The organism is Glycomyces sp. YM15, assembly GCF_016918015.1.
Classification (GTDB): Bacteria; Actinomycetota; Actinomycetes; order Mycobacteriales; family Micromonosporaceae; genus Glycomyces.
The window spans coordinates 199,441-217,390 of sequence record NZ_JAERMK010000003.1 but is presented as its reverse complement, the minus strand read 5'-3'; the positions used below and the strand labels follow the sequence as shown (position 1 = coordinate 217,390).

General features: G+C 70.8%; 17 protein-coding genes. 12 read left to right on the top strand and 5 right to left on the bottom strand.

What is annotated here, in order from left to right; genetic code table 11:
• Window positions 1-24: 24 nt before the first annotated feature.
• Complete coding sequence (locus JHY01_RS05355) at window positions 25-465, bottom strand: helix-turn-helix domain-containing protein (protein WP_205324572.1); 441 nt, start codon at window positions 463-465, stop codon at window positions 25-27.
• Between the two features lie 120 nt (window positions 466-585).
• On the opposite strand from JHY01_RS05355, the gene JHY01_RS05350 reads away from it, so the two are divergent.
• The 7 genes from JHY01_RS05350 to JHY01_RS05325 all read left to right on the top strand — a co-directional run bounded on the left by JHY01_RS05350 (window position 586) and on the right by JHY01_RS05325 (window position 11,232).
• Complete coding sequence (locus JHY01_RS05350) at window positions 586-2,004, top strand: MFS transporter (RefSeq protein ID WP_205324571.1); 1,419 nt, start codon at window positions 586-588, stop codon at window positions 2,002-2,004.
• A gap of 23 nt (window positions 2,005-2,027) precedes the next feature.
• On the top strand, window positions 2,028-3,581 hold the full coding sequence (locus tag JHY01_RS26380; protein ID WP_275889675.1) for an ABC transporter substrate-binding protein: 1,554 nt from the start codon (window positions 2,028-2,030) through the stop codon (window positions 3,579-3,581).
• A complete protein-coding gene (locus tag JHY01_RS05345) occupies window positions 3,581-4,522 on the top strand; it encodes an ABC transporter permease (RefSeq protein WP_307814258.1) in 942 nt (313 codons plus the stop codon). The genes JHY01_RS26380 and JHY01_RS05345 overlap by 1 nt, the downstream gene beginning before the upstream one ends.
• Before the next feature lie 149 nt (window positions 4,523-4,671).
• Entirely contained in the window at window positions 4,672-5,517 is an 846-nt protein-coding gene (locus JHY01_RS05340; RefSeq protein WP_240192412.1) for an ABC transporter permease subunit, read from the top strand.
• Window positions 5,514-6,980, top strand: a complete 1,467-nt coding sequence (locus JHY01_RS05335; protein ID WP_205324568.1) for an ABC transporter ATP-binding protein — start codon at window positions 5,514-5,516, stop codon at window positions 6,978-6,980. Before JHY01_RS05340 ends, JHY01_RS05335 begins: the two co-directional genes overlap by 4 nt.
• A gap of 1,549 nt (window positions 6,981-8,529) precedes the next feature.
• Window positions 8,530-9,966: a basic amino acid/polyamine antiporter gene (locus tag JHY01_RS05330; RefSeq protein ID WP_205324567.1), complete on the top strand. Its 1,437-nt coding sequence runs from the start codon at window positions 8,530-8,532 to the stop codon at window positions 9,964-9,966.
• Between the two features lie 15 nt (window positions 9,967-9,981).
• Entirely contained in the window at window positions 9,982-11,232 is a 1,251-nt protein-coding gene (locus JHY01_RS05325) for an arginine deiminase (RefSeq protein ID WP_205324566.1), read from the top strand.
• A 90-nt stretch (window positions 11,233-11,322) separates the two neighbouring features.
• Here JHY01_RS05325 and JHY01_RS05320 read toward each other — a convergent pair whose 3' ends face one another.
• Complete coding sequence (locus JHY01_RS05320; protein WP_205324565.1) at window positions 11,323-11,793, bottom strand: carboxymuconolactone decarboxylase family protein; 471 nt, start codon at window positions 11,791-11,793, stop codon at window positions 11,323-11,325.
• A gap of 179 nt (window positions 11,794-11,972) precedes the next feature.
• Here JHY01_RS05320 and JHY01_RS05315 point away from each other — a divergent pair, with 179 nt between their 5' ends.
• From JHY01_RS05315 to JHY01_RS05305, 3 genes are all read left to right on the top strand, one after another.
• Window positions 11,973-12,869 (top strand): sigma-70 family RNA polymerase sigma factor, encoded by an 897-nt coding sequence (locus tag JHY01_RS05315; protein WP_205324564.1) that lies wholly within the window; start codon window positions 11,973-11,975, stop codon window positions 12,867-12,869.
• A 65-nt stretch (window positions 12,870-12,934) separates the two neighbouring features.
• Window positions 12,935-13,426, top strand: coding sequence for a DUF2975 domain-containing protein (locus JHY01_RS05310; RefSeq protein WP_205324563.1), 492 nt, complete (start codon window positions 12,935-12,937; stop codon window positions 13,424-13,426).
• Window positions 13,426-13,638, top strand: coding sequence for a helix-turn-helix transcriptional regulator (locus tag JHY01_RS05305; RefSeq protein WP_205324562.1), 213 nt, complete (start codon window positions 13,426-13,428; stop codon window positions 13,636-13,638). Before JHY01_RS05310 ends, JHY01_RS05305 begins: the two co-directional genes overlap by 1 nt.
• A gap of 173 nt (window positions 13,639-13,811) precedes the next feature.
• Here JHY01_RS05305 and JHY01_RS05300 read toward each other — a convergent pair whose 3' ends face one another.
• Window positions 13,812-14,648, bottom strand: a complete 837-nt coding sequence (locus JHY01_RS05300) for an aldo/keto reductase (protein WP_205324561.1) — start codon at window positions 14,646-14,648, stop codon at window positions 13,812-13,814.
• Window positions 14,649-14,845: 197 nt separating this feature from the next.
• Between JHY01_RS05300 and JHY01_RS05295 the strand changes: the two genes are divergently transcribed.
• Window positions 14,846-15,316 carry a rhodanese-like domain-containing protein gene (locus JHY01_RS05295; RefSeq protein WP_205324560.1) on the top strand — a complete coding sequence of 157 codons (471 nt, stop codon included), beginning with the start codon at window positions 14,846-14,848 and terminating at the stop codon, window positions 15,314-15,316.
• A gap of 21 nt (window positions 15,317-15,337) precedes the next feature.
• Entirely contained in the window at window positions 15,338-16,066 is a 729-nt protein-coding gene (locus tag JHY01_RS05290) for a PIG-L deacetylase family protein (protein ID WP_205324559.1), read from the top strand.
• A gap of 350 nt (window positions 16,067-16,416) precedes the next feature.
• Here the strand turns inward: JHY01_RS05290 and JHY01_RS05285 are convergent, their stop codons facing one another.
• Window positions 16,417-17,211, bottom strand: a complete 795-nt coding sequence (locus JHY01_RS05285) for a hypothetical protein (protein ID WP_205324558.1) — start codon at window positions 17,209-17,211, stop codon at window positions 16,417-16,419.
• Entirely contained in the window at window positions 17,208-17,744 is a 537-nt protein-coding gene (locus JHY01_RS05280) for a SigE family RNA polymerase sigma factor (RefSeq protein ID WP_205324557.1), read from the bottom strand. Before JHY01_RS05280 ends, JHY01_RS05285 begins: the two co-directional genes overlap by 4 nt.
• Window positions 17,745-17,950: the final 206 nt, after the last annotated feature.

Here is a 17,950-nt window from a genome sequence, read left to right as displayed (position 1 = left end):
TATGGGCGCGGGGATGCGTGCGGCTTATCCGAAACTGCTCGGTCTGGTCCAGGACTTGACGAAGCAGACCGGGGCCTTGAACGTCGGGACCTCCGCGCGGTACCGGGTGGGTGAGCGTCCGATGACCTGGGAGAACGTGCGGCTGAACGTGCCGAGGCTGTCGAAGCCGACCGCGAGCGCGATCTCGGTGACGGTGGCGCGCGTGTCGCGGAGCATCGCGCAGGCGCGTTCGATGCGGCGGCGCTGCAGGTAGCGGTGCGGGGTCTCGCCGAACGTGTCCCGGAACCGGCGGCTGAAATGCGCGGGGGACATGAGTGCGACGCGGGCGAGGGCGGGCACGTCGAGAGGCTTGGCGTAGTCGCGGTCCATGGCGTCGCGGGCGCGCAGCAGGCGGCGGTTCTGGTCTTCGCCCGGGATCTTCACGGCATCCTCCGAGGTCACGTGCGCGTATGCCGATGATCGCATGGGCGGAGGCAGGTCACATCCCGGGTTTCGACCATTGAAATGAAAACGAGTTCCGTTATCTTTATCGAAACCGACTGCCCTCCGGCGCGACCCGGCGCCGCCCTGCCCAGACGAGGTCCCTTGCGCACCATACGGTCCTTCACGGAGCAGCCGCTGCCCGTGCGGCTGCTCCTGGTGAACCAGCTCGGCGTCAACCTCGGCTTCTACATGGTCATCCCCTACCTGGCGGTGCACCTCGAAACCTCGGCCGGGATGTCGCTCGCCGCGATCGGCGTCGTCCTCGGCGTGCGGAACCTGGCCCAGCAGGGGCTCAACCTGATCGGCGGCACGGCCTCCGACCGGCTCGGGCCGCGCGGGGTCATCATCGCCGGATGCCTGCTGCGCGCGCTCGGGTTCGGGCTGTTCGCGCTGACGCCCTCGTTCGCGGTGCTCATCGCCGCGGCGGTCGTCAGCGGCGTTGCCGGGGCCCTGTTCAACCCCGCGGTGCGGGCGTACGTCGCCGAAGCGGCGGGCGACCGGCGGGCGGAGGCGTTCGCCCTGTTCAACCTCTCCGCCAACACCGGGATGTGCCTCGGGCCGGTGGTGGGCAGCGCGCTCGTGATCGTCGACTTCCGGCTCGGGGCCCTGGTCTCGGCACTGGTGTTCCTGGTCCTTGGGGTCGCCCAGATGCTGACCCTGCCGCCGCACCAGGCGGCGAAGGCCCGGACGACGGTGCTCGGCGGGTGGCGGGAAGCGTTCGCGGACAAGGGGTTCATGTCGTTCACGCTCGCCACGGCCGCACTGTTCGCGCTCCAGAACCAGCTGTACCTGCTGCTCCCGAAAGCCGCCGTGGACTCCACGGGCACCGACTGGGCCACCGCCGCGGTCTTCGGTGCTTCGACCGTGGCGACGCTCGGGCTGCAGGTGCGCAGCACCGACTGGTGCCAGCGCCACTTGAGCCGGGCGGCGGCGATCGCGCTGGGCATGGCGCTCATCGGCGCGGCGTTCCTGCCGCCGGTCCTGCTGCCCGCGAGCGCGCCGGGGCTGCACTTCGCGGCCGTGCTCGTGTCGGCGCTGGTGCTTTCGATCGGCGTGATGGTGGCGCAGCCGTTCGTCATGGAGCTCATTCCAGGCTTCGCGCCGCAGGGACTCACGGGCACGTACTTCGGGGTCTACTACCTGCTCTCCGGGATCGTGGCGGCGATCGGCACGAGCGCGGTCGGCTTCGTCGCAGACGTGGCGGGAGACCGCGCCGCCTGGGCGTCGTGGACCTGCTGCGCGCTCCTCGGGCTCGCCTCGGCGGCGGCCGTCATCGGCCTGCGGGGTTCCCGATCCCTCGCGGCCGCACAGCCGCAGGCTGCAGCGCCATTGGAGGACGCGCCGCAGGGCCGCCCCTGCGATGGGTCGCGAGGCGCGTCGCACGACCCGGCGCTCGCCGAACCCGCGTCACCCGCCGAGCCGCAGGACACCGCCTTGCGCTGCGGCGCGACCTCCGGCGCCGAGCCGCCCGCCGCCTCGCCGAAGCCGTCCCCTCCGCGCAACGCAGCGCGAACCTCTTGAACCGCAACCACGAAGGAACCCTCATGAGCCACCCATCGGCCACCCCGCACCTCAGCCGCCGCGTCGTCCTCGGCGCCGCGGGCCTCACCCTCGGCGCGTCCGGCGCCGTGCTCGCCGCGTGCAGCTCCGACCCCGACCCCGAAGCCACCGAACCGAAGACCGGCGGCACCCTCCGCGCCGCCTTCGCCGGCGGCGGAGCCGACGAGACCATCGACCCGCACCGCGTCAACCTCTTCGCCGACGCCGCCCGCGCCAAAGCCGTGTTCGACAAGCTCGCCGACCTCGGCACCGACATGGCGGCCGTGCCGCGCCTCGCCGAATCCTGGACGCCCGACCCCGACGTCACCGTATGGACCGTGAAACTCCGCGAAGCGACCTTCCACGACGGCAGCCCTGTGCGCGCCGCCGATGTGCTCTACAGCTACCAGCGCATCGCCGACCCCGAAGCGACCTTCCGCGCCAAGCAGGACCTCGCTCCGATCGACCTGGAAGCCAGCCGGGCCGTCGACGACCTGACCGTCGAGTTCGTACTGAAATACCCCCTCGCCGAGTTCCCGAACTCCCTCGCCGCCTTCGGCGCGTACATCGTCCCCGAAGGCGCCGACGATTTCGACGCCCCCATCGGCTCGGGCCCGTTCAAGTTCGTGTCCTTCACTCCCGGCAGCGAGTTCACCGCCGAACGCTTCGACGACTACTGGGACGGCGCACCGAAACTCGACCGGCTCCAGATCGTCGTCGCCGACGAGGAGTCCGCGCGCATCAACGCCCTCCTCGGCGGCCAGGTCGAATACGCGCACGACCTCTCCGCGACCACCGCCCGCGCCAACGAGGACAACGACGCCGTCGCCCTCGTCGCCTCCCCGGGCTCCAACATGCTCGGCTTCGCGATGAAGACCGACCGCGCGCCCTTCGACGACCCCCAAGTGCGCCGAGCGATGTTCCTGCTCTGCGACCGCGACGAACTCGTCGAATCCGTCCTCTCCGGGCGCGGCCTCGTCGGCAACGACCTGTTCGGCCTCGGCTTCGAGCACTACGCCGCCGACATCCCCCAGCGCGAACGCGACCTCGAGACCGCCAGAACCCTCCTCGCCGCGGCCGGCGTCCAGAGCATCACCCTCGACACCGCCGATGTCGGCTCCGGCTTCACCGAGGCCGCCCAGATCTTCGCCGAGCAGGTGCGCGAAGCCGGGATCGAAGTCGAGATCAACGAACGCAACGCCGACACCTACTGGGCCGACATCCTCACCGAAGGCCAGATCGCCTCCTACCGCTCAGGCGCGATGCCCATCGCCTCCCACATCTCGCAGCGGCTCCTCACCGAATCGCCCACCAACCTCACCCAATGGCACCAGGCCGACTTCGACGAGCTGTACCTCCGACTCCAGTCCACAGCGGACGCCACCGAACGCGAGGTGCTCTACCAGCAGATCCAGCAGCGCCTCCACGACGAAGGCGGGTACCTCGTCTGGGGCTTCGCCGACTGGATCATCGGCACCCTCCCCGGCGTCCACGGCGTCGAGCAGGCGCCGGCGAACACCCTCGACTGGGCGCGTTTCGACAAGGTCTGGATGGACTAGTGCTCGCATACGCGGCCAAGCGGATCGGGCTGGGCGCTGTCCAAGTCCTCGCCGTCGCGGTCCTCGCGTTCGCACTGGTCGAGCTGCTCCCCGGCGATGCTGCCGTCGCCCTCGCCGGGGACCAGCCCGACCCCGACAACATCGAACGCATCCGCGAGCAGATGCACCTCGACGAACCGGCGCTCGCGCGGCTCGGCGACTGGCTCGCCGGCATCGCCACCGGCGACTTCGGGGCCTCGCTCGTCTCGGGACGCCCGGTCGCAGGCCTGCTCGTCACCGCCCTCGAACCGACGCTCATCCTCGCAGGCCTGACGCTGATCCTGCTGCTGCCCTTGTCGATCGGCCTCGGCGTCGCCGCCGCCCGGCGGCGCGGGCGCTGGCCCGACCGGCTCATCACGACCTTCACCGTCGGCCTGTACTCGGTGCCGGAGTTCGCGCTGGCGGTGCTGCTGGTGAGCGTCTTCGCGATCGGCCTGGCGTGGCTGCCGCCGACAGCGGTGGGGGTGCCCTCGCTCCTGTCCGAGCCCGCGGTCCTGGTGCTGCCCTTGCTCGTCCTGCTGGCGCGGCCGATCTGCTCGATCGCGCGGCTGGTGCGCGCCGGCATGATCGAGGCGCTCGATTCGGAGTACGTCGCGCATGTGCGGAGGGCCGGGGTGTCAGAGCGGCGGGTCGTGCTCGCGCACGCCCTGCCGAACGCGGTGACACCCGCGACCGCGCAGATCGCCCGGACGGCCGACTGGCTGCTCGGCGGGGTGATCGTCGTCGAGAGCGTCTTCGTCATCCCGGGCCTCGGCACGGCCCTGGTCGACGCGGTGAACGCGCGCGACCTGCCTGTGGTGCAGGGCATCGCGGTCGCCTTCGGCGCGACGACGGTACTGGTGAACCTGGCCGCCGACCTCGTCGCGTTCCGCCTCGCCCCGAGACTGGAAGTGGCGCGATGAGCCCCGAACCGGATCTGCCCGAAAGCGGCCGGCGCGGCCTCGACCCCGACGACCTGTCGCACCCTCCCGGCACCCTCGATACCAGGGGCGCTCACAACGCGACACACCCGACCCCGGGGGCAACGAGCCCTCGAAAACGTCGCACCGTCTTGGCACCCTTGGTATCGGGGGCGCTCGAATCGCGACACACCCGACCATCGGATCGCCGCAACTCCCTCCCCGAACGCATCGCGCTCGCCGCGCTCCTCGCCCTCCCACTCGGCATCGCCCTCGTCGGGCCGTTCCTGCCCGTCCCCGAACGCGACCGCACCCAGCCGTTCGACCCTGCCGCGCCCTGGCCCGGCACCGACTACCTCGGCACGAGCGTCCTCAACGGGGTCCTCGACGGCGGCTGGGGCATCGTCGTCACCGCCGCGGCCGCCACCGCCTCGGCCTTCCTCGTCGGCCTCCCCATCGGTCTCATCGCCGCCGCGACCCGCCGCCGCTGGATCGACGAGCTCCTCATGCGGCCCTTCGACCTCCTCCTCGCGCTCCCGTCCCTCCTCCTCATGCTGCTGCTCGCCTCGATCGCCCCGCCCACGGCCTGGATGCTCGTGCTCATCGTGGCGCTCGTGAACCTCCCCGACATCGCCCGGATCGTGCGCGCCGCCGCCCTCGAAACCGCCCACGGCCCCGCCGTCGAAGCCATGTGGCTGCAAGGCGAAAGCTGGTGGCGCACCTCGATCGGCCACATCGCCAGGTCGATCCTCCCCACCGTCGCCGCCGACGCCGGAGTGCGGCTCGTCGGCGCGTTCTACCTCGTCGCCGCCGCGAGCTTCCTCGGTGTCGGCGCGGGCCCCGAAGCGAGCGACTGGGCCGTCATGGTCGACGTGAACCGCGGCGGGATCTTCCTCTCCCCCTGGGGCGTCGTGCTCCCCGCGGCCCTCCTCGTGGCGCTCGCCGTCGGCCTCAACCTGCTGTTCGACCGGCTCCTCGCCCGAAAGGCCGCCGCATGAGCGTCAACGTGACCGGGCTGCGCGCCGAAGCCGCCGGGAAGACCCTCGTGGACGACGTCGGCTTCACCCTCGACGCCGGGCGCATTCTCGCGATCGTCGGCGCCTCCGGCTCGGGCAAGACCACGATCGGCTCGGCCCTGCTCGGCGCGGTGCAGCGCGGCGTCACCGCGACCGGCACCGTCGAAGTCGCAGGCGTCGACGTTCTGCACTGCGCCCCAAGCGAGGTGCCGGCCTCCCACCTGCCGCAGCACCCGGCCGCGGTGCTCAACCCGGTTCGCCGCATCGGCGGCGTCCTCGCCGACATCGCCGACGTCCGCCGGGAGACCGCCCGCACCGAGGCGCGGCCGCCCGGCCCGGCGACTGCCGCCCGGATCGCCGACGCGATGCGCCGCGTCGGCCTCGACGACCCGGCCTACCTGCGCCGCTTCCCGCACCAGCTCTCCGGCGGGCAGCAGCAGCGGCTCGTGCTCGCCCAAGCGTTCCTGTGCGAGGCGAAACTCCTCGTCGCCGACGAACCCACCACCGGCCAGGACCTCGACAACCGCGACAGGATCGCCGCCGAACTCCGCCTCGCCGCCGCGAACGGCTTGGCCGTGGTCCTGCTCAGCCACGACCTCGACCTCGTCGAAGCCGTCGCCGACGACATGCTCGTCCTCGACGCCGGACGCGTCGTCGAACGCGGCCCCGCTGCGAGGGTCCTCACCGAACCCGAGCACGACTACACCCGCCGTCTGCTCGCCGCCAGAACCGCCGAGCCCGCCCCGGCCGGGGGCGCGGAGGCCCCGATCCGCATCGCCGGCCGGGGTCTCACCGTCCTCGCCGGCCGCCGAACCCGCGTCCTCGACGGCGTCGACTTCCAAGCGCGTCAAGGCGAATGCCTTGCCATTCTGGGCGCCTCCGGTTCGGGTAAGACCACCCTCGCCCGCACGATCGCCGGGCTCCAGCAGGCCACCGCCGGGGAACTCCTCCTCGACGGCGAACCGCTGCCGGTGCGCGGCCGCCGCCGCACCCGCGCCGAGCGCGCCCGCGTCCAATACGTCTTCCAGGACGCCCGCGCCTCCTTCGACGAGCACCGGACCATCCTCGCGACGGTGACGCGCAGCGCCGTCCGCCTCCGCGGACTGCCTCCCGGCCAGGCCCGCGCCGAGGCCGAGCGCGTCCTGCACGAGGTCGGACTCACCGCCGAGACCGCGAACCGCCGCCGCGACGAGCTCTCCGGCGGCCAGCTCCAACGGGCCGCGCTCGCCCGCGCCCTCGCGGCCGAGCCGGAGGTCCTCGTCTGCGACGAGATCACCTCCGGGCTCGACGCGCTCACCAGGAAAGGCGTCCTCGATCTCCTCGCGGCCCTGAAAGGCAGGGGCGGCATGACGATCCTCCTCATCACCCACGAACCGTTCGTGGCCGAACGCCTCGCCGACCGCGTGCTACGCATTGAGGACGGCCACGCGGTCATGGAGAACTGAGGGCGAGCCGACGAGAGCCAGGCTCACCTGGCAACGGTGCTCGACTGCCGCACGTGTCTCATGTGGAGTCGGTTCTTGGCTGGGGTTCGAGCAGTCAGCGACGGAGGGGTGGGTGGCGGGGCTGGCGGGGTGGCGCGCCTCGGGTCGGGTTCGGTTGGGACGCAGTCGATCAGGCCGGGCGTGGGGGTGGGGAACATGAGGAGGTTCTCCACCTGTGGGTGATGACAGTCGGGGGCTGCATGAGGGACAATTGAGGTACGTACAGGGACAGGAAACTGGTACAGGTGTCGGGGTAGGTGTAAGCAGACTACGACAAGCCTCTGGCCGATCCGACAAACCGACTTGTTTCGAGGCGACGACCCGGTAAGCCAGGGTGCTCCTCCACTGGAGGCGTCCGATCTCACCCCCGTGCCATCGCCCGCAGCTGTCCGCGCCCCCGATGGGCCGTGACTGGGTGGACGATCCTAGTTGGGATCACCCCAACCAGAAGGCAGCGCCCCACACGGGGGCACCTGCGACACCAGCACGACCCGCCAGCGTGAGGGGCGAAGCCAGACCGAGCATTACAGGACTCGGCCCGGGCAGCACCAGCACGTCCATGGCGAGCACCACCCCGTCCCGGCAGCGCCGCGCCCGCAAGCCCGCGCGCCTACGGGACGGATCCCGAGGAACGGCAAGCGATCCTCGGGAGGCGAACCCGCCACCGGCATCCACCCGGCATCCACCGGGCAAGCCACCGGCATCCACCGGGCGGCCGCACCACTTCCTCAGGGACGGTAAGCACCAGCACGCGTCCCCCGGCAGGAACGGCGCGCGGCCAGGTGAAAGCCGAAGGGCCGGAACCGGAAGCCCAAGCAAGGTTCAACAGGGTCAGCAGGGCCAGCGAGGGAAGCAAGCGGAGCAGCGGGAAGGAGGCGACACAGGTACATGAGGACCACGACCATGCACACAGACACAGACACAGACACAGACACGGACACGGGCAAGAGCGCAGCCGAGCCGAACTCGGCGGCTGACCGCTCCCGTGCCGCCGACCACCCCGCCTCCGCGGCCCAGTCCGAGCCCCATCGGCCCCGCCCCGGCGACATGCCCCGAAGCCGCCGCCCAGCACTCCTTCGCCGCCAGGACGAACCCGATCCAATGACCGCTCGGCTGCGGAGGTCGAACCCGGGTGCCACCCCCGCACTCCCGTCGCTGCCAGCTTGCACCCGGGCCGCAGCGTAGCCCGATCCCGGACACTGAGCCTCCGGTCCCCTCTCACATTCCCGTCGCTGACGGCTTTGACCGCGATCGGTGACCAGCCCCCACGACAGCAACACAGCCCGGAGCCACTCCCGCTGTCGTCGCCCGCTCAGGCCGATGTTCCGGTGCATGGACAAGATCTGAGCGAACGCCTTCCCCGCCGACTAACGGCGTCAGGGCGTCGGCGGGCGGGACCGCCGACGCCCCTGACGTTCCCCCCGAATCCGAGACCCCGTCGCCACCCCGGCGATATATTCAGGGCTCCAGTGCCCTCACGGGCCGGGCGATTCGACCTGCGAGGACTCCCATGGCCCAAGCCGCGAACACGGTCGAAGCCCCCCGCGCCGCCAAACTCGCCTTCTGGACGCTCACCTCCATGGTGGTCGGCTCCATGGTCGGCGCCGGCGTGTTCTCCCTCCCCGGCCGCTTCGCGCAGCAGACCGGCGTCGCGGGCGCGCTCATCTCCTGGACCGTCGCCGGAGCGGGCATGCTCATGCTCGCGTTCGTGTTCCAGAACCTCGCCGTCCGCCGCCCCGACCTCGACGCCGGCGTCTACGCCTACGCGAAAGCCGGATTCGGCGAATACCCCGGCTTCTTCTCCGCGTTCGGCTACTGGGCCAGCGCCTGCGTCGGCAACGTGACGTACTGGGTGCTCATCATGTCCACCGCGGGCGCGCTCGTGCCCGCGCTCGGCGAAGGCGACACGGTGCTCGCGATCGTGCTCTCCTCGGCCGGACTCTGGGGGTTCTTCCTGCTCATCAAGCAGGGCGTGAAAGAGGCCGCGGCGATCAACCGGATCGTCACCGTCGCGAAGCTCATCCCCATCGGCGTGTTCGTGATCCTCGCGCTGTTCTTCTTCGACCCGGGCGTGTTCGCCGAGAACTTCGGCGGCGCCGACTACGCCGGTTCGCTGTTCGACCAGGTCAGAGGCACCATGCTCGTCACAGTGTTCGTGTTCCTCGGGGTGGAGGGCGCCAGCGTGTACTCGCGGCACGCGAAGCGCCGCGAGGACGTCGGGCGCGCCACGATCACCGGCTTCCTCTCCGTGTTCGCGGTCTTCGCGTCGGTCACGATCGTGTCGTACGGGATCATGCCGATGGACGAGATCGCCGAACTGCGCCAGCCCTCGATGGCCGGCGTCCTCGAAGCGGCCGTAGGCACCTGGGGCATGGTGTTCGTCTCGATCGGCCTGATCGTCTCGGTCCTCGGCGCGTACCTCGCGTGGACGCTCATGGCCGCCGAAGTCCTGTTCGTGGCCGCCGAGGACAAGGACATGCCGCGGTTCCTCAGCCGCGCCACGAAAGCCGACGTGCCCGTCCCGGCCCTGGTCCTCACCACCGCGCTCAGCCAGGTCGTCCTGGTCGTCACCTACTTCTCGGACGACGCGTTCAACTTCGCGCTCGACCTCACCAGCGCGCTCACGCTCATCCCGTTCCTGCTGGCGGCGCTGTTCGCGGTCAAGGTGGGGACCGGGCGCGGCGGGCCGCGGCGCGGCACCCCGACCGAGCTCACCGTGGCGGTCCTGGCCTCCGCGTACACCCTGTTCCTGCTGTTCGCCGCGGGCTTGAAGTATGTGCTCGTGTCGCTGATCGTCTACGCCCCCGCGACGATCCTGTTCGTCATGGCCCGCCGCGAGCAGGGCCGCCGCCTGTTCAGCCCCGGTGAGGCCGCCCTGCTGGCGGTCTCGGTCGCCGGGGCCGCGATCGGCGTCGTCGCCCTGGCCGCGGGCTGGATCACGATCTGAGGGGGGAGTACCGCCATGTCCGAGCGAGTGCAGTCGTACGGCGTCCATTCCGAGGTCGGGAGGCTCCGCAAGGTCCTGGTGTGCGCGCCGGGCCTGGCGCACCGCCGCCTGACGCCCACGAACGCCGAAGGCCTGCTGTTCGACGACGTCATGTGGGTCGAGAACGCCCAGCGCGACCACGCCGAGTTCGTCGACCACATGCGCGACAGGGGCATCGAGGTCGTGGAGCTGCACGAACTCCTGTCGCAGACCATGGCCGACAAGGAGGCCCGCGGGTGGCTGCTCGACCGCAAGATCACCGCGAACGAGGTCGGGCTGGGGCTCATGGAGCCGACCCGGGAGTTCCTCGAGTCGCTCGGCCCGGCCGAGCTCGCCGAGCACCTCATCGGCGGTCTGTCTACACACGACCTTCCGCGGGACTTGCGGCCCGGCTATGTGGCGCTGGCGCGTGAGTCGACCGGGGCGCGCGAGTACCTGATGCCGCCGCTGCCGAACACGCTGTACACCAGGGACACCACGTGCTGGCTCTACGGCGGGCTGACGCTCAATCCGCTGTACTGGCCCGCGCGCCATGACGAGACGCTGCTGATGAAGGCGGTGTACACGTTCCATCCCGAGTTCAAGGGGTCCCAGGTGTGGTGGGGCGATCCGGACGAGTCGTGGGGGCAGGCGACGTTCGAGGGCGGCGACATCATGCCCGTGGGGAACGGCGTGGTGCTCATGGGCATGAGCGAGCGCACGTCGCGGCAGGCGATCACGCAGGTCGCGAAGGCGCTGTTCGACCGGGGTGCGGCCGAGCGGGTGGTCGTGGCGGGCATGCCGAAACTGCGCTCGGCGATGCACTTGGACACGGTGTTCACGTTCGCGGACCGGGACTTGGTGACGCTCTATCCGAAGATCATGGACGCGGTGCACACGTTCTCCTTGCGGCCCAGTGACAGTGCGCCGGGTCTGGAGTTGGAGGACCACGGTTCGGCGGCGTTCACCGAGGTGGTGGCGGAGGCGCTGGGGCTGCGGAGTCTGCGGGTCATCGCCACGGGCGGTGACGTCTACGCCTCCGAACGGCAGCAATGGGATTCGGGGAACAACGCGGTGGCGCTCGAGCCGGGGGTGGTCATGACCTACGACCGCAACACGCAGACGAACACGCTGCTGCGCGACGCCGGGATCGAGGTCATCCCGATCGTCGGCGCCGAACTCGGGCGCGGGCGCGGCGGCGGGCACTGCATGACCTGCCCGATCATCCGCGACCCGGTCGACTTCTGAACGGGCGGGACGCAAGAGAGTGGAACGCTGAAGGGCGCGGCCGAGCGGCCGCGCCCCTCCGGGGTGCGCTCCGGTGGTGTCCGGGTCGGTCTAGCCCCACTGGCCGGGCTGGTAGGAGCCCGCGGGGATCTGCGGGATCGCATTCATCCGGTTGTAGGCGTTGATGATCGCGATGATCGAGACGAGGGCTGCCAGCTGGTCCTCGTCGAAGTGCTTGCGGGCGTTGTCCCAGATGTCGTCGCGGACCCCTTCGCCGTCGGCGAGGCGGGTGCCCGCCTCGGTGAGCGCGAGCGCGGCCCTCTCCGCCTCGGTGAAGACGGTGGCCTCCCTCCAGGCGGCGACCATGGCGAGGCGGACTGCGGTCTCGCCGTCGTGCGCGGCGTCCTTGGTGTGCATGTCGAGGCAGACGCCGCAGCCGTTGATCTGGCTGGCGCGGATCAACATGAGGTTGTGGAGGCCCTCCGGGAGCGAGACGTCCGTGAGGGCTCTGCCGGCCGAGTTGATGTACTTGGCGAACTTCGCGGCGACGGGGTTGGCGTAGTAGTCGATGCGGGCTTCCATGATGTGCTCCTTCAGGTTTCGTCGTATGCCGGCTTGACGGATCGCGGCGCGGCGATGTGACCGCCGAGCGGTTGGGTGTGTCTTGGATCACTAGACAGGCGTGGCGGGCGGCTGGACTGTCACGTTTTCGGCCGCTCGCGCGTCATAAGGTCGACGACCCCGTTGGAGGAGGAGCGACTATGAACGACGACCAGTGGCTGGCGGAACGATTCGAGGCCGACCGGCCCCGACTGGAGGCCGTGGCGTTCCGGATGCTCGGTTCCTCCGGAGAGGCCGAAGACGCGGTGCAGGAGGCCTGGTTCCGCTTGGCCGCCAGCGACACCGCACGCATCCACAACCTCAGCGGATGGCTCACCACGGTCGTCGGACGCGTCTGCCTCGACCAACTGCGGCGCCGCAAATCCCGCGCCGAGCAGCCCATGCCCACGTCGTTCGACGGCACAGTCGCAGTGGAGCCGACGGCGCTGCCGGGCCCGGCGGACGTCGCGGCCGACCCGGAATCGGCCGCGGTCATCGCCGACTCGGTGAGCCTCGCGCTGCTGGTGGTCCTGGAGACGCTCGAACCGGCCGAGCGGCTCGCGTTCGTCCTCCACGACATGTTCGGCGTGCCCTTCGACGACATCGCCCAGATCGTCGACCGCACGCCCACCGCGGCTCGCAAGCTCGCCAGTCGCGCGCGGGCGCGGGTGCGGGGGACCGATGTGCCGCAGCGCCAAGCGGTCTCGAAGCAGCGCACGGTGGTGGAGGCGTTCCTCGCGGCCGCGCGCGGCGGGGACTTCGAGGCGCTGGTGTCGGTGCTCGACCCCGAGATCACGCTGCGCACGGACGCGGCCGAGGTCGGCCAGATCATCCGCGGCGCCGCCCAGATCGCGGGCGGCGCGATGACCTTCGCGGCCATGGCGACCGCCGCGCAGCTGGTGCTCGCGGACGGCAAGATCGGCGTCATCTCCTCGCTGCCCGGCCTCCCGACGCGCGTGCTGGTGTTCACCGTCGAGGGCGACAAGATCATCGCGATGGAGGGCGTCACCGATCCGGACCGCGTGCGCGGCATGGAGCTCACGCTGCTCGACGCGTAATCGAATCTATCGATTGTCGGCCGATATCTATTGACTTGCGATAGATATCGGTCGAGAATCGATATATGAAAACCACCGCTCTCATCACCGTGCGGCTCGGCCTCATCGGCGCGCTGCTGCTCACGCTCTACGGCCAGTTCATCCTGATCCCCGGCACCGAGTCCGGGGTCGTGCGACATTTCGCGCCCGGGTTCCACTGGCTCTACGTCTACATGGCCGCGGCCGTCCTCGGCCTCGTCTGCGTCCAGGTCGTGCTCTTCGCCTCCTGGAAGCTGCTCGACCAGATCCAGCGCGACACCATCTTCACGGCCAAGTCCTTCCGCTGGGTCGACACCGTCGTCTGGGCGACCGGAGCCGGCGTCGTCCTCGCGGGCGGCGTGGCACTCCACCTCGCCGCGACCGGCCGCACCGGCGGCCCGATCCGGAGGTTCGACGAGTTCGACGCCATGATCCTGTGCGTCGGCGTCGGTGTGGTCTTCGGGCTGCTCGTCGTCATCCTGCGCAGCCTGCTGCGCAAGGCCGTCGACCTCAAGACCGAGATCGCCGAGGTGATCTGATGGCGATCGTCGTGGACCTCGACGTCCTGCTCGCCAAACGCGGCATGTCAGTCGGCGAATTCGCGGAAGCGGTCGGCATCACCCCGGCGAACGTCGCCGTCCTCAAGAACGGACGCGCCAAGGCGGTCCGCTTCACCACCCTCGAATCGATCTGCGAAGTGCTCGAATGCCAGCCCGGCGACGTGCTCCGATGGGAGCCCGACCAGCACTGAGCACTCCGAGCGGGGGGGGGGGGGGGGGGGGCGCCCGCCCCCCCCCCCCCCCCGGCCCCCCCCCCCCCGCCCCCCCCCCGGGGGCGGTGGCGGGGGGGCCCCCCCCCCACACCGGCCCCCGCGGGGGGGGGGGGGGGGCCCCCCCCCCCCCGCCGCTCCCACGTGTCAGATCCCTAGTGCCCGAACTCGTCCGAGTCCGCCGCGGCGGCTTCGCCCTGGTCCAGGGCCGACAGCGACATCACGTCGTCCGGGTCCAGCTCGAAGTCGAACACGTCCAGGTTCTGCGCCAGCCGCTCGGGATCGCTCGACTTCGCGACCGCCGTCAGCCCCGAGTCCAGGTGCCAGCGCAGGATCACCTGCACCGGCGTCTTCCCGTACTTCTCGGCCAGCTGCAGCACCTTCGGCTCGTTCCGCACCTCGCCGCCCTGGCCGCCGATCGGCGACCACGACTGGGTCACGATCCCCCGCTCCTTGTGGTACGCGCGCGCCTCGAGCCGAGTCGTCAAGGGGCTCAACTGGATCTGGTTCACATCCGGCACCGTGCCCGTGGCCTCGATGATCCTGTCCAGATGCGATGGTTTGAAGTTCGACGTGCCGATCGCCTTCACCCGCCCCGACTCCAGCAGCCGCACCAGGCCCTCCCAGGCCTCGACGTACCGTCCGTGCTGCGGATTCGGCCAGTGGATGAGCAGCAGGTCGAGGTAGTCGAGCCCGAGCCGGTCGAGGCCCCGCTCGCAGGCCTCGGCGGCCAGATCGACGCCGTGCCACTCCTTATTGAACTTCGTGGTGACGAACAGGTCCTCGCGGGCCACGCCGGAAGCCTTGAGCCCCAGCCCGACACCGCGCTCGTTCCGGTAGTTCTCGGCCGTGTCGACGAGCCGGTAGCCCAGCCCGATCGCCTCGGCGACCACGCGCTCGGCCTCGGCGTCGTCCATCGGCCACGTGCCCAGACCCAGCAGCGGCATGGCCGCGCCGTGCGCGAGTTCGACGGTGGGTGCTGTGGATGCCATGGAGGAAGCCTCTCTGATCGGAGGCGCCGCCGGGGGCGGCGCGGTGTGCAAGGCGGTGAGGGGCGCCGCGGTCTACGCTACCGCCGCCCGAGTACCCGCTAAACCGGGCGAAAACACCCTGCCGATCGTTGTTCCCACATCCTGACCCACTTTGTGTCGAGTGCTCGAATCTTTGTACCGGCACATAGATTCGGGGCATGGAAACGAACCCGAACGCCGTCCTGCGCGTACCCCCGGCCGCCCCCGCCGACGCCCTCGCCTACTTCACCGGCCAACTCGCGTTCCGCACCGACGTCTCCGACGTCCACTCCGCGCTGAACGACGGCGACCCCGGCTTCACCCTCATCGACTCCCGCGGCAGAGCCGCCTGGGACCAGGGCCGCGTTCCCGGCGCCGTCCACCTTCCCACCGACGACATCGCCGCCCGCGCCGCCGAACTCGCCGACCCCGCCAGGCCCGTCGTCGTCTACTGCTGGGGCCCCGGCTGCAACGGCGCCTACCGCGCCGCCGTCGAGTTCGCGAAACTTGGCTACCAGGTCAAAGAGATGATCGGCGGCATGGAGTACTGGATTCGCGAAGGCCTCCCGGTCGCCACCGACGCCGGCACCGAACGCGGCAAGCCCGACCCGCTCACCGTCCCCGCCGGCGGCGTCTCCTGCTCCTGCTGAACCGCGAGCCATAATCGACGCATGAGCGAACTCCTTGCCATGCCGGAGGACTGGACCAAGGCACTGGCCATCGTGGCCCACCCCGACGACATGGAATACGGCGCCGCCGCGGCCGTCGCCCGCTGGACCGGCGGCGGCCGCGACGTCGCCTACCTCATGGTCAGCCGCGGCGAAGCCGGCATCGACACCATGCCGCCCGAGGAATGCGCGCCCGTGCGCGACGCCGAGCAGCGCGCCTCCGCCGCGGTCGTCGGCGTCTCCTCCGTCGAATTCCTCGACCACCCCGACGGCGTCATCGAATCCGGCATCGCCCTCCGCCGCGATCTCGCCGCCGCGATCCGCCGCCACAAGCCCGAACTCGTCATCACCTTGAACCGGCGCGACCACTTCATGCCCGGGCACTGGAACAGCGCCGACCACCGCGCCGTCGGCGAATCCGTGCTCGACGCCGCGAACGACGCGGGCAACCGGTGGATCTTCCCCGAGCTCGCCGACGAGGGCCTCGAACCCTGGGGCGGGGTGCGGTGGGTGGCGCTCGCCGCTTCGCCGGCGTCGACGCACGCGGTCGACGTCACCGACACGATGGAGGCCGGGATCGCCTCGCTGCTCGAGCACCGCGCCTACATTTCGGCGCTCACCGACGAGGACCCGGAGACGTACGTGCGCGGCTTCCTCACCGACTTCGCGGCGGGCGCCGGCGAGCGCTTCGGAACGCGGTACGCGACCACGTTCGAGCTGGTCAATTTCTGACAGGAGCCTCGGCGAGTCCGCGTCTTCCGGCCGTAATGATGTGCAGGATCGGACGTTCGGGCGATTCCTGTCGGGCCCCGGGAGTACTTTTGCGCCAGGGGTCCCTTAGGGGGGATTTATGCGGATATTACGGGATCGCACCCGTTTCATATTCCCGGAGCGGGGGCCCAGCCGAAGGCTCGGTCCCCCCGCACGCGCAGGGGTCGCCCCGGGGGTGGGTTTTTTGGGGGTCGCCCCCGGTTTCCTTTGCCCGGGGGGGGGCCCCGAGCCGAAGGCTCGGTCCCCGCTCTCGCTCTGGGGTCGCCGCGGTGGTCAGGCGCGGCGGAGTCAAACAGTCCGGCCGGGGCCGGTCATTCGAAGTCGCCTCCGACCGCGCCGCTCTCGCCCGCTTCGGTCACGGCCTCGAAGGAGTACACGTCGTCGTACGCGCTGCGCCCGCCCGAGCCGTGGTTGTACTGGCCCGCGAGCTGGTACTCGCCGGCCGGGAGCACCGCGCCCTCCTGCAGGGTCCAGCGGTAGACCAGGAAGCCCTCCTCCTCGGTCACCTCCGCCTCCGTGAACCAGGTGTCGCCGCTCGTCCACGCGTCCGTGTACTCCACGCCCGCGCCCTCGGCCACCCGCAGCTCCACACTCAGCCCGGTGAGCGCCTCGTCGCTCTTGAACGTGAGGGTCGACTGCGACCAGTAGTCGTTGCTGTTCGGGTCGATCGAGCCGTCCGTCCACAGCCATGAGGGCCCGGTGTCGACCTCCGGGCTCGAGCCGCCCTCGGTCACCTCGCCCTCGGGCGCATCGCTCTCGCCCTCGTCCGTGCTCGTCTCCTCCGCGTCCGTCGCGGGGTCGTCGCTGGTCGCGGGGTCCGTCGCCTCGGCGGACCGGGTACCGGGACCGGCCGCGGGAGGTTCGGGAGTAGGGCCGATCACCGGGCCGAAGCCCAGGAACTGCCCGAAGAACACGATCGCGCCGATGAGCGCCAGCGCCGCACCGGTCGCCAGCCCCAGCTGCGGGATCCGCCAGCCGGAGCGCACCGGCTCGGCCCGCACCCGTGGTTCGCGCATGCCCTCGGACACGCGCGACCACATGCGGTCGCGGTCCGGTTCGTACTCCTCCGCGGTCACCCGGAGCCGGTCGTTGATGTCGTCGTTCACCCTTGCCCCTCCTTCCGAATCGTCGCCCAGGCCTCCTGGGGTCCGAGGATGCGCCGCAGTTCGGTCAGGCCCTTCGAGGTCTGGCTCTTGACCGTGCCGATCGAGATGCCGAGCGCGTCGGCGGTCTCGCGTTCGGAGAGTTCCAGCGAGTGCCGCAGGATGACGCAGGCCCGCCGCCGCAGCGGCAGCCGCTCCAGAGCCTCGCGCACGTCCACCACCGCGGCCGAGTCCGGGCCGTCGTGCGTCTCGCCGGGACGCTGCCAGAACAGCGTGTTCCGGCGCCGTTCGCGCACGGCGGCGCGAATGCGGGTCTTGGCGAGGTTCGCGACGATGCCGCGCGCGTATGCGATCTGCGACCTGGCCCGCCGGGCCTGGTCCCATTGCCGCCACACTGCGAGCATCGCGTCCGCCGCGATGTCCTCGGCCGCTCCGCTCTCGCCGATGAGCAGCCACGCGAAGCGCGCCAGCTCGGCGTGATGCCGCTCGAAGAAGGCCCGGAAGGCGTCTTCTTCCAGCTGAGCGGGGAGCTCCAACGGGGGGCCTCCGGTCGCGGGTCGAATTCGGGGAGGCGGAGAGTCTAGCAGCCGAACCAACACACCCTCACTTTCTTGTACGGCAAAGGCTTGTGCGGCGCTACCGGTGGCGCCGCCCCGAAACTGGGCGGGGGGGGGGGCCCCCCCCCCCCCCCCCCCCCCGCCCCCCCCCCGGGGGGGGGGCCGTATGGGAAGTGGTCGTCTAA

Bases quoted from the DNA above. Each gene is read 5' to 3' on its own strand.
- JHY01_RS05290 (WP_205324559.1), top strand. From the start codon at position 15,338: ATGAGCGAACTCCTTGCCATGCCGGAGGACTGGACCAAGGCACTGGCC.
- JHY01_RS05300 (WP_205324561.1), bottom strand. From the start codon at position 14,648: ATGGCATCCACAGCACCCACCGTCGAACTCGCGCACGGCGCGGCCATG.
- JHY01_RS05325 (WP_205324566.1), top strand. From the start codon at position 9,982: ATGTCCGAGCGAGTGCAGTCGTACGGCGTCCATTCCGAGGTCGGGAGG.
- JHY01_RS05355 (WP_205324572.1), bottom strand. From the start codon at position 465: ATGCGATCATCGGCATACGCGCACGTGACCTCGGAGGATGCCGTGAAG.
- JHY01_RS05330 (WP_205324567.1), top strand. From the start codon at position 8,530: ATGGCCCAAGCCGCGAACACGGTCGAAGCCCCCCGCGCCGCCAAACTC.
- JHY01_RS05335 (WP_205324568.1), top strand. From the start codon at position 5,514: ATGAGCGTCAACGTGACCGGGCTGCGCGCCGAAGCCGCCGGGAAGACC.
- JHY01_RS05315 (WP_205324564.1), top strand. From the start codon at position 11,973: ATGAACGACGACCAGTGGCTGGCGGAACGATTCGAGGCCGACCGGCCC.
- JHY01_RS26380 (WP_275889675.1), top strand. From the start codon at position 2,028: ATGAGCCACCCATCGGCCACCCCGCACCTCAGCCGCCGCGTCGTCCTC.
- JHY01_RS05320 (WP_205324565.1), bottom strand. From the start codon at position 11,793: ATGGAAGCCCGCATCGACTACTACGCCAACCCCGTCGCCGCGAAGTTC.
- JHY01_RS05305 (WP_205324562.1), top strand. From the start codon at position 13,426: ATGGCGATCGTCGTGGACCTCGACGTCCTGCTCGCCAAACGCGGCATG.
- JHY01_RS05295 (WP_205324560.1), top strand. From the start codon at position 14,846: ATGGAAACGAACCCGAACGCCGTCCTGCGCGTACCCCCGGCCGCCCCC.
- JHY01_RS05310 (WP_205324563.1), top strand. From the start codon at position 12,935: ATGAAAACCACCGCTCTCATCACCGTGCGGCTCGGCCTCATCGGCGCG.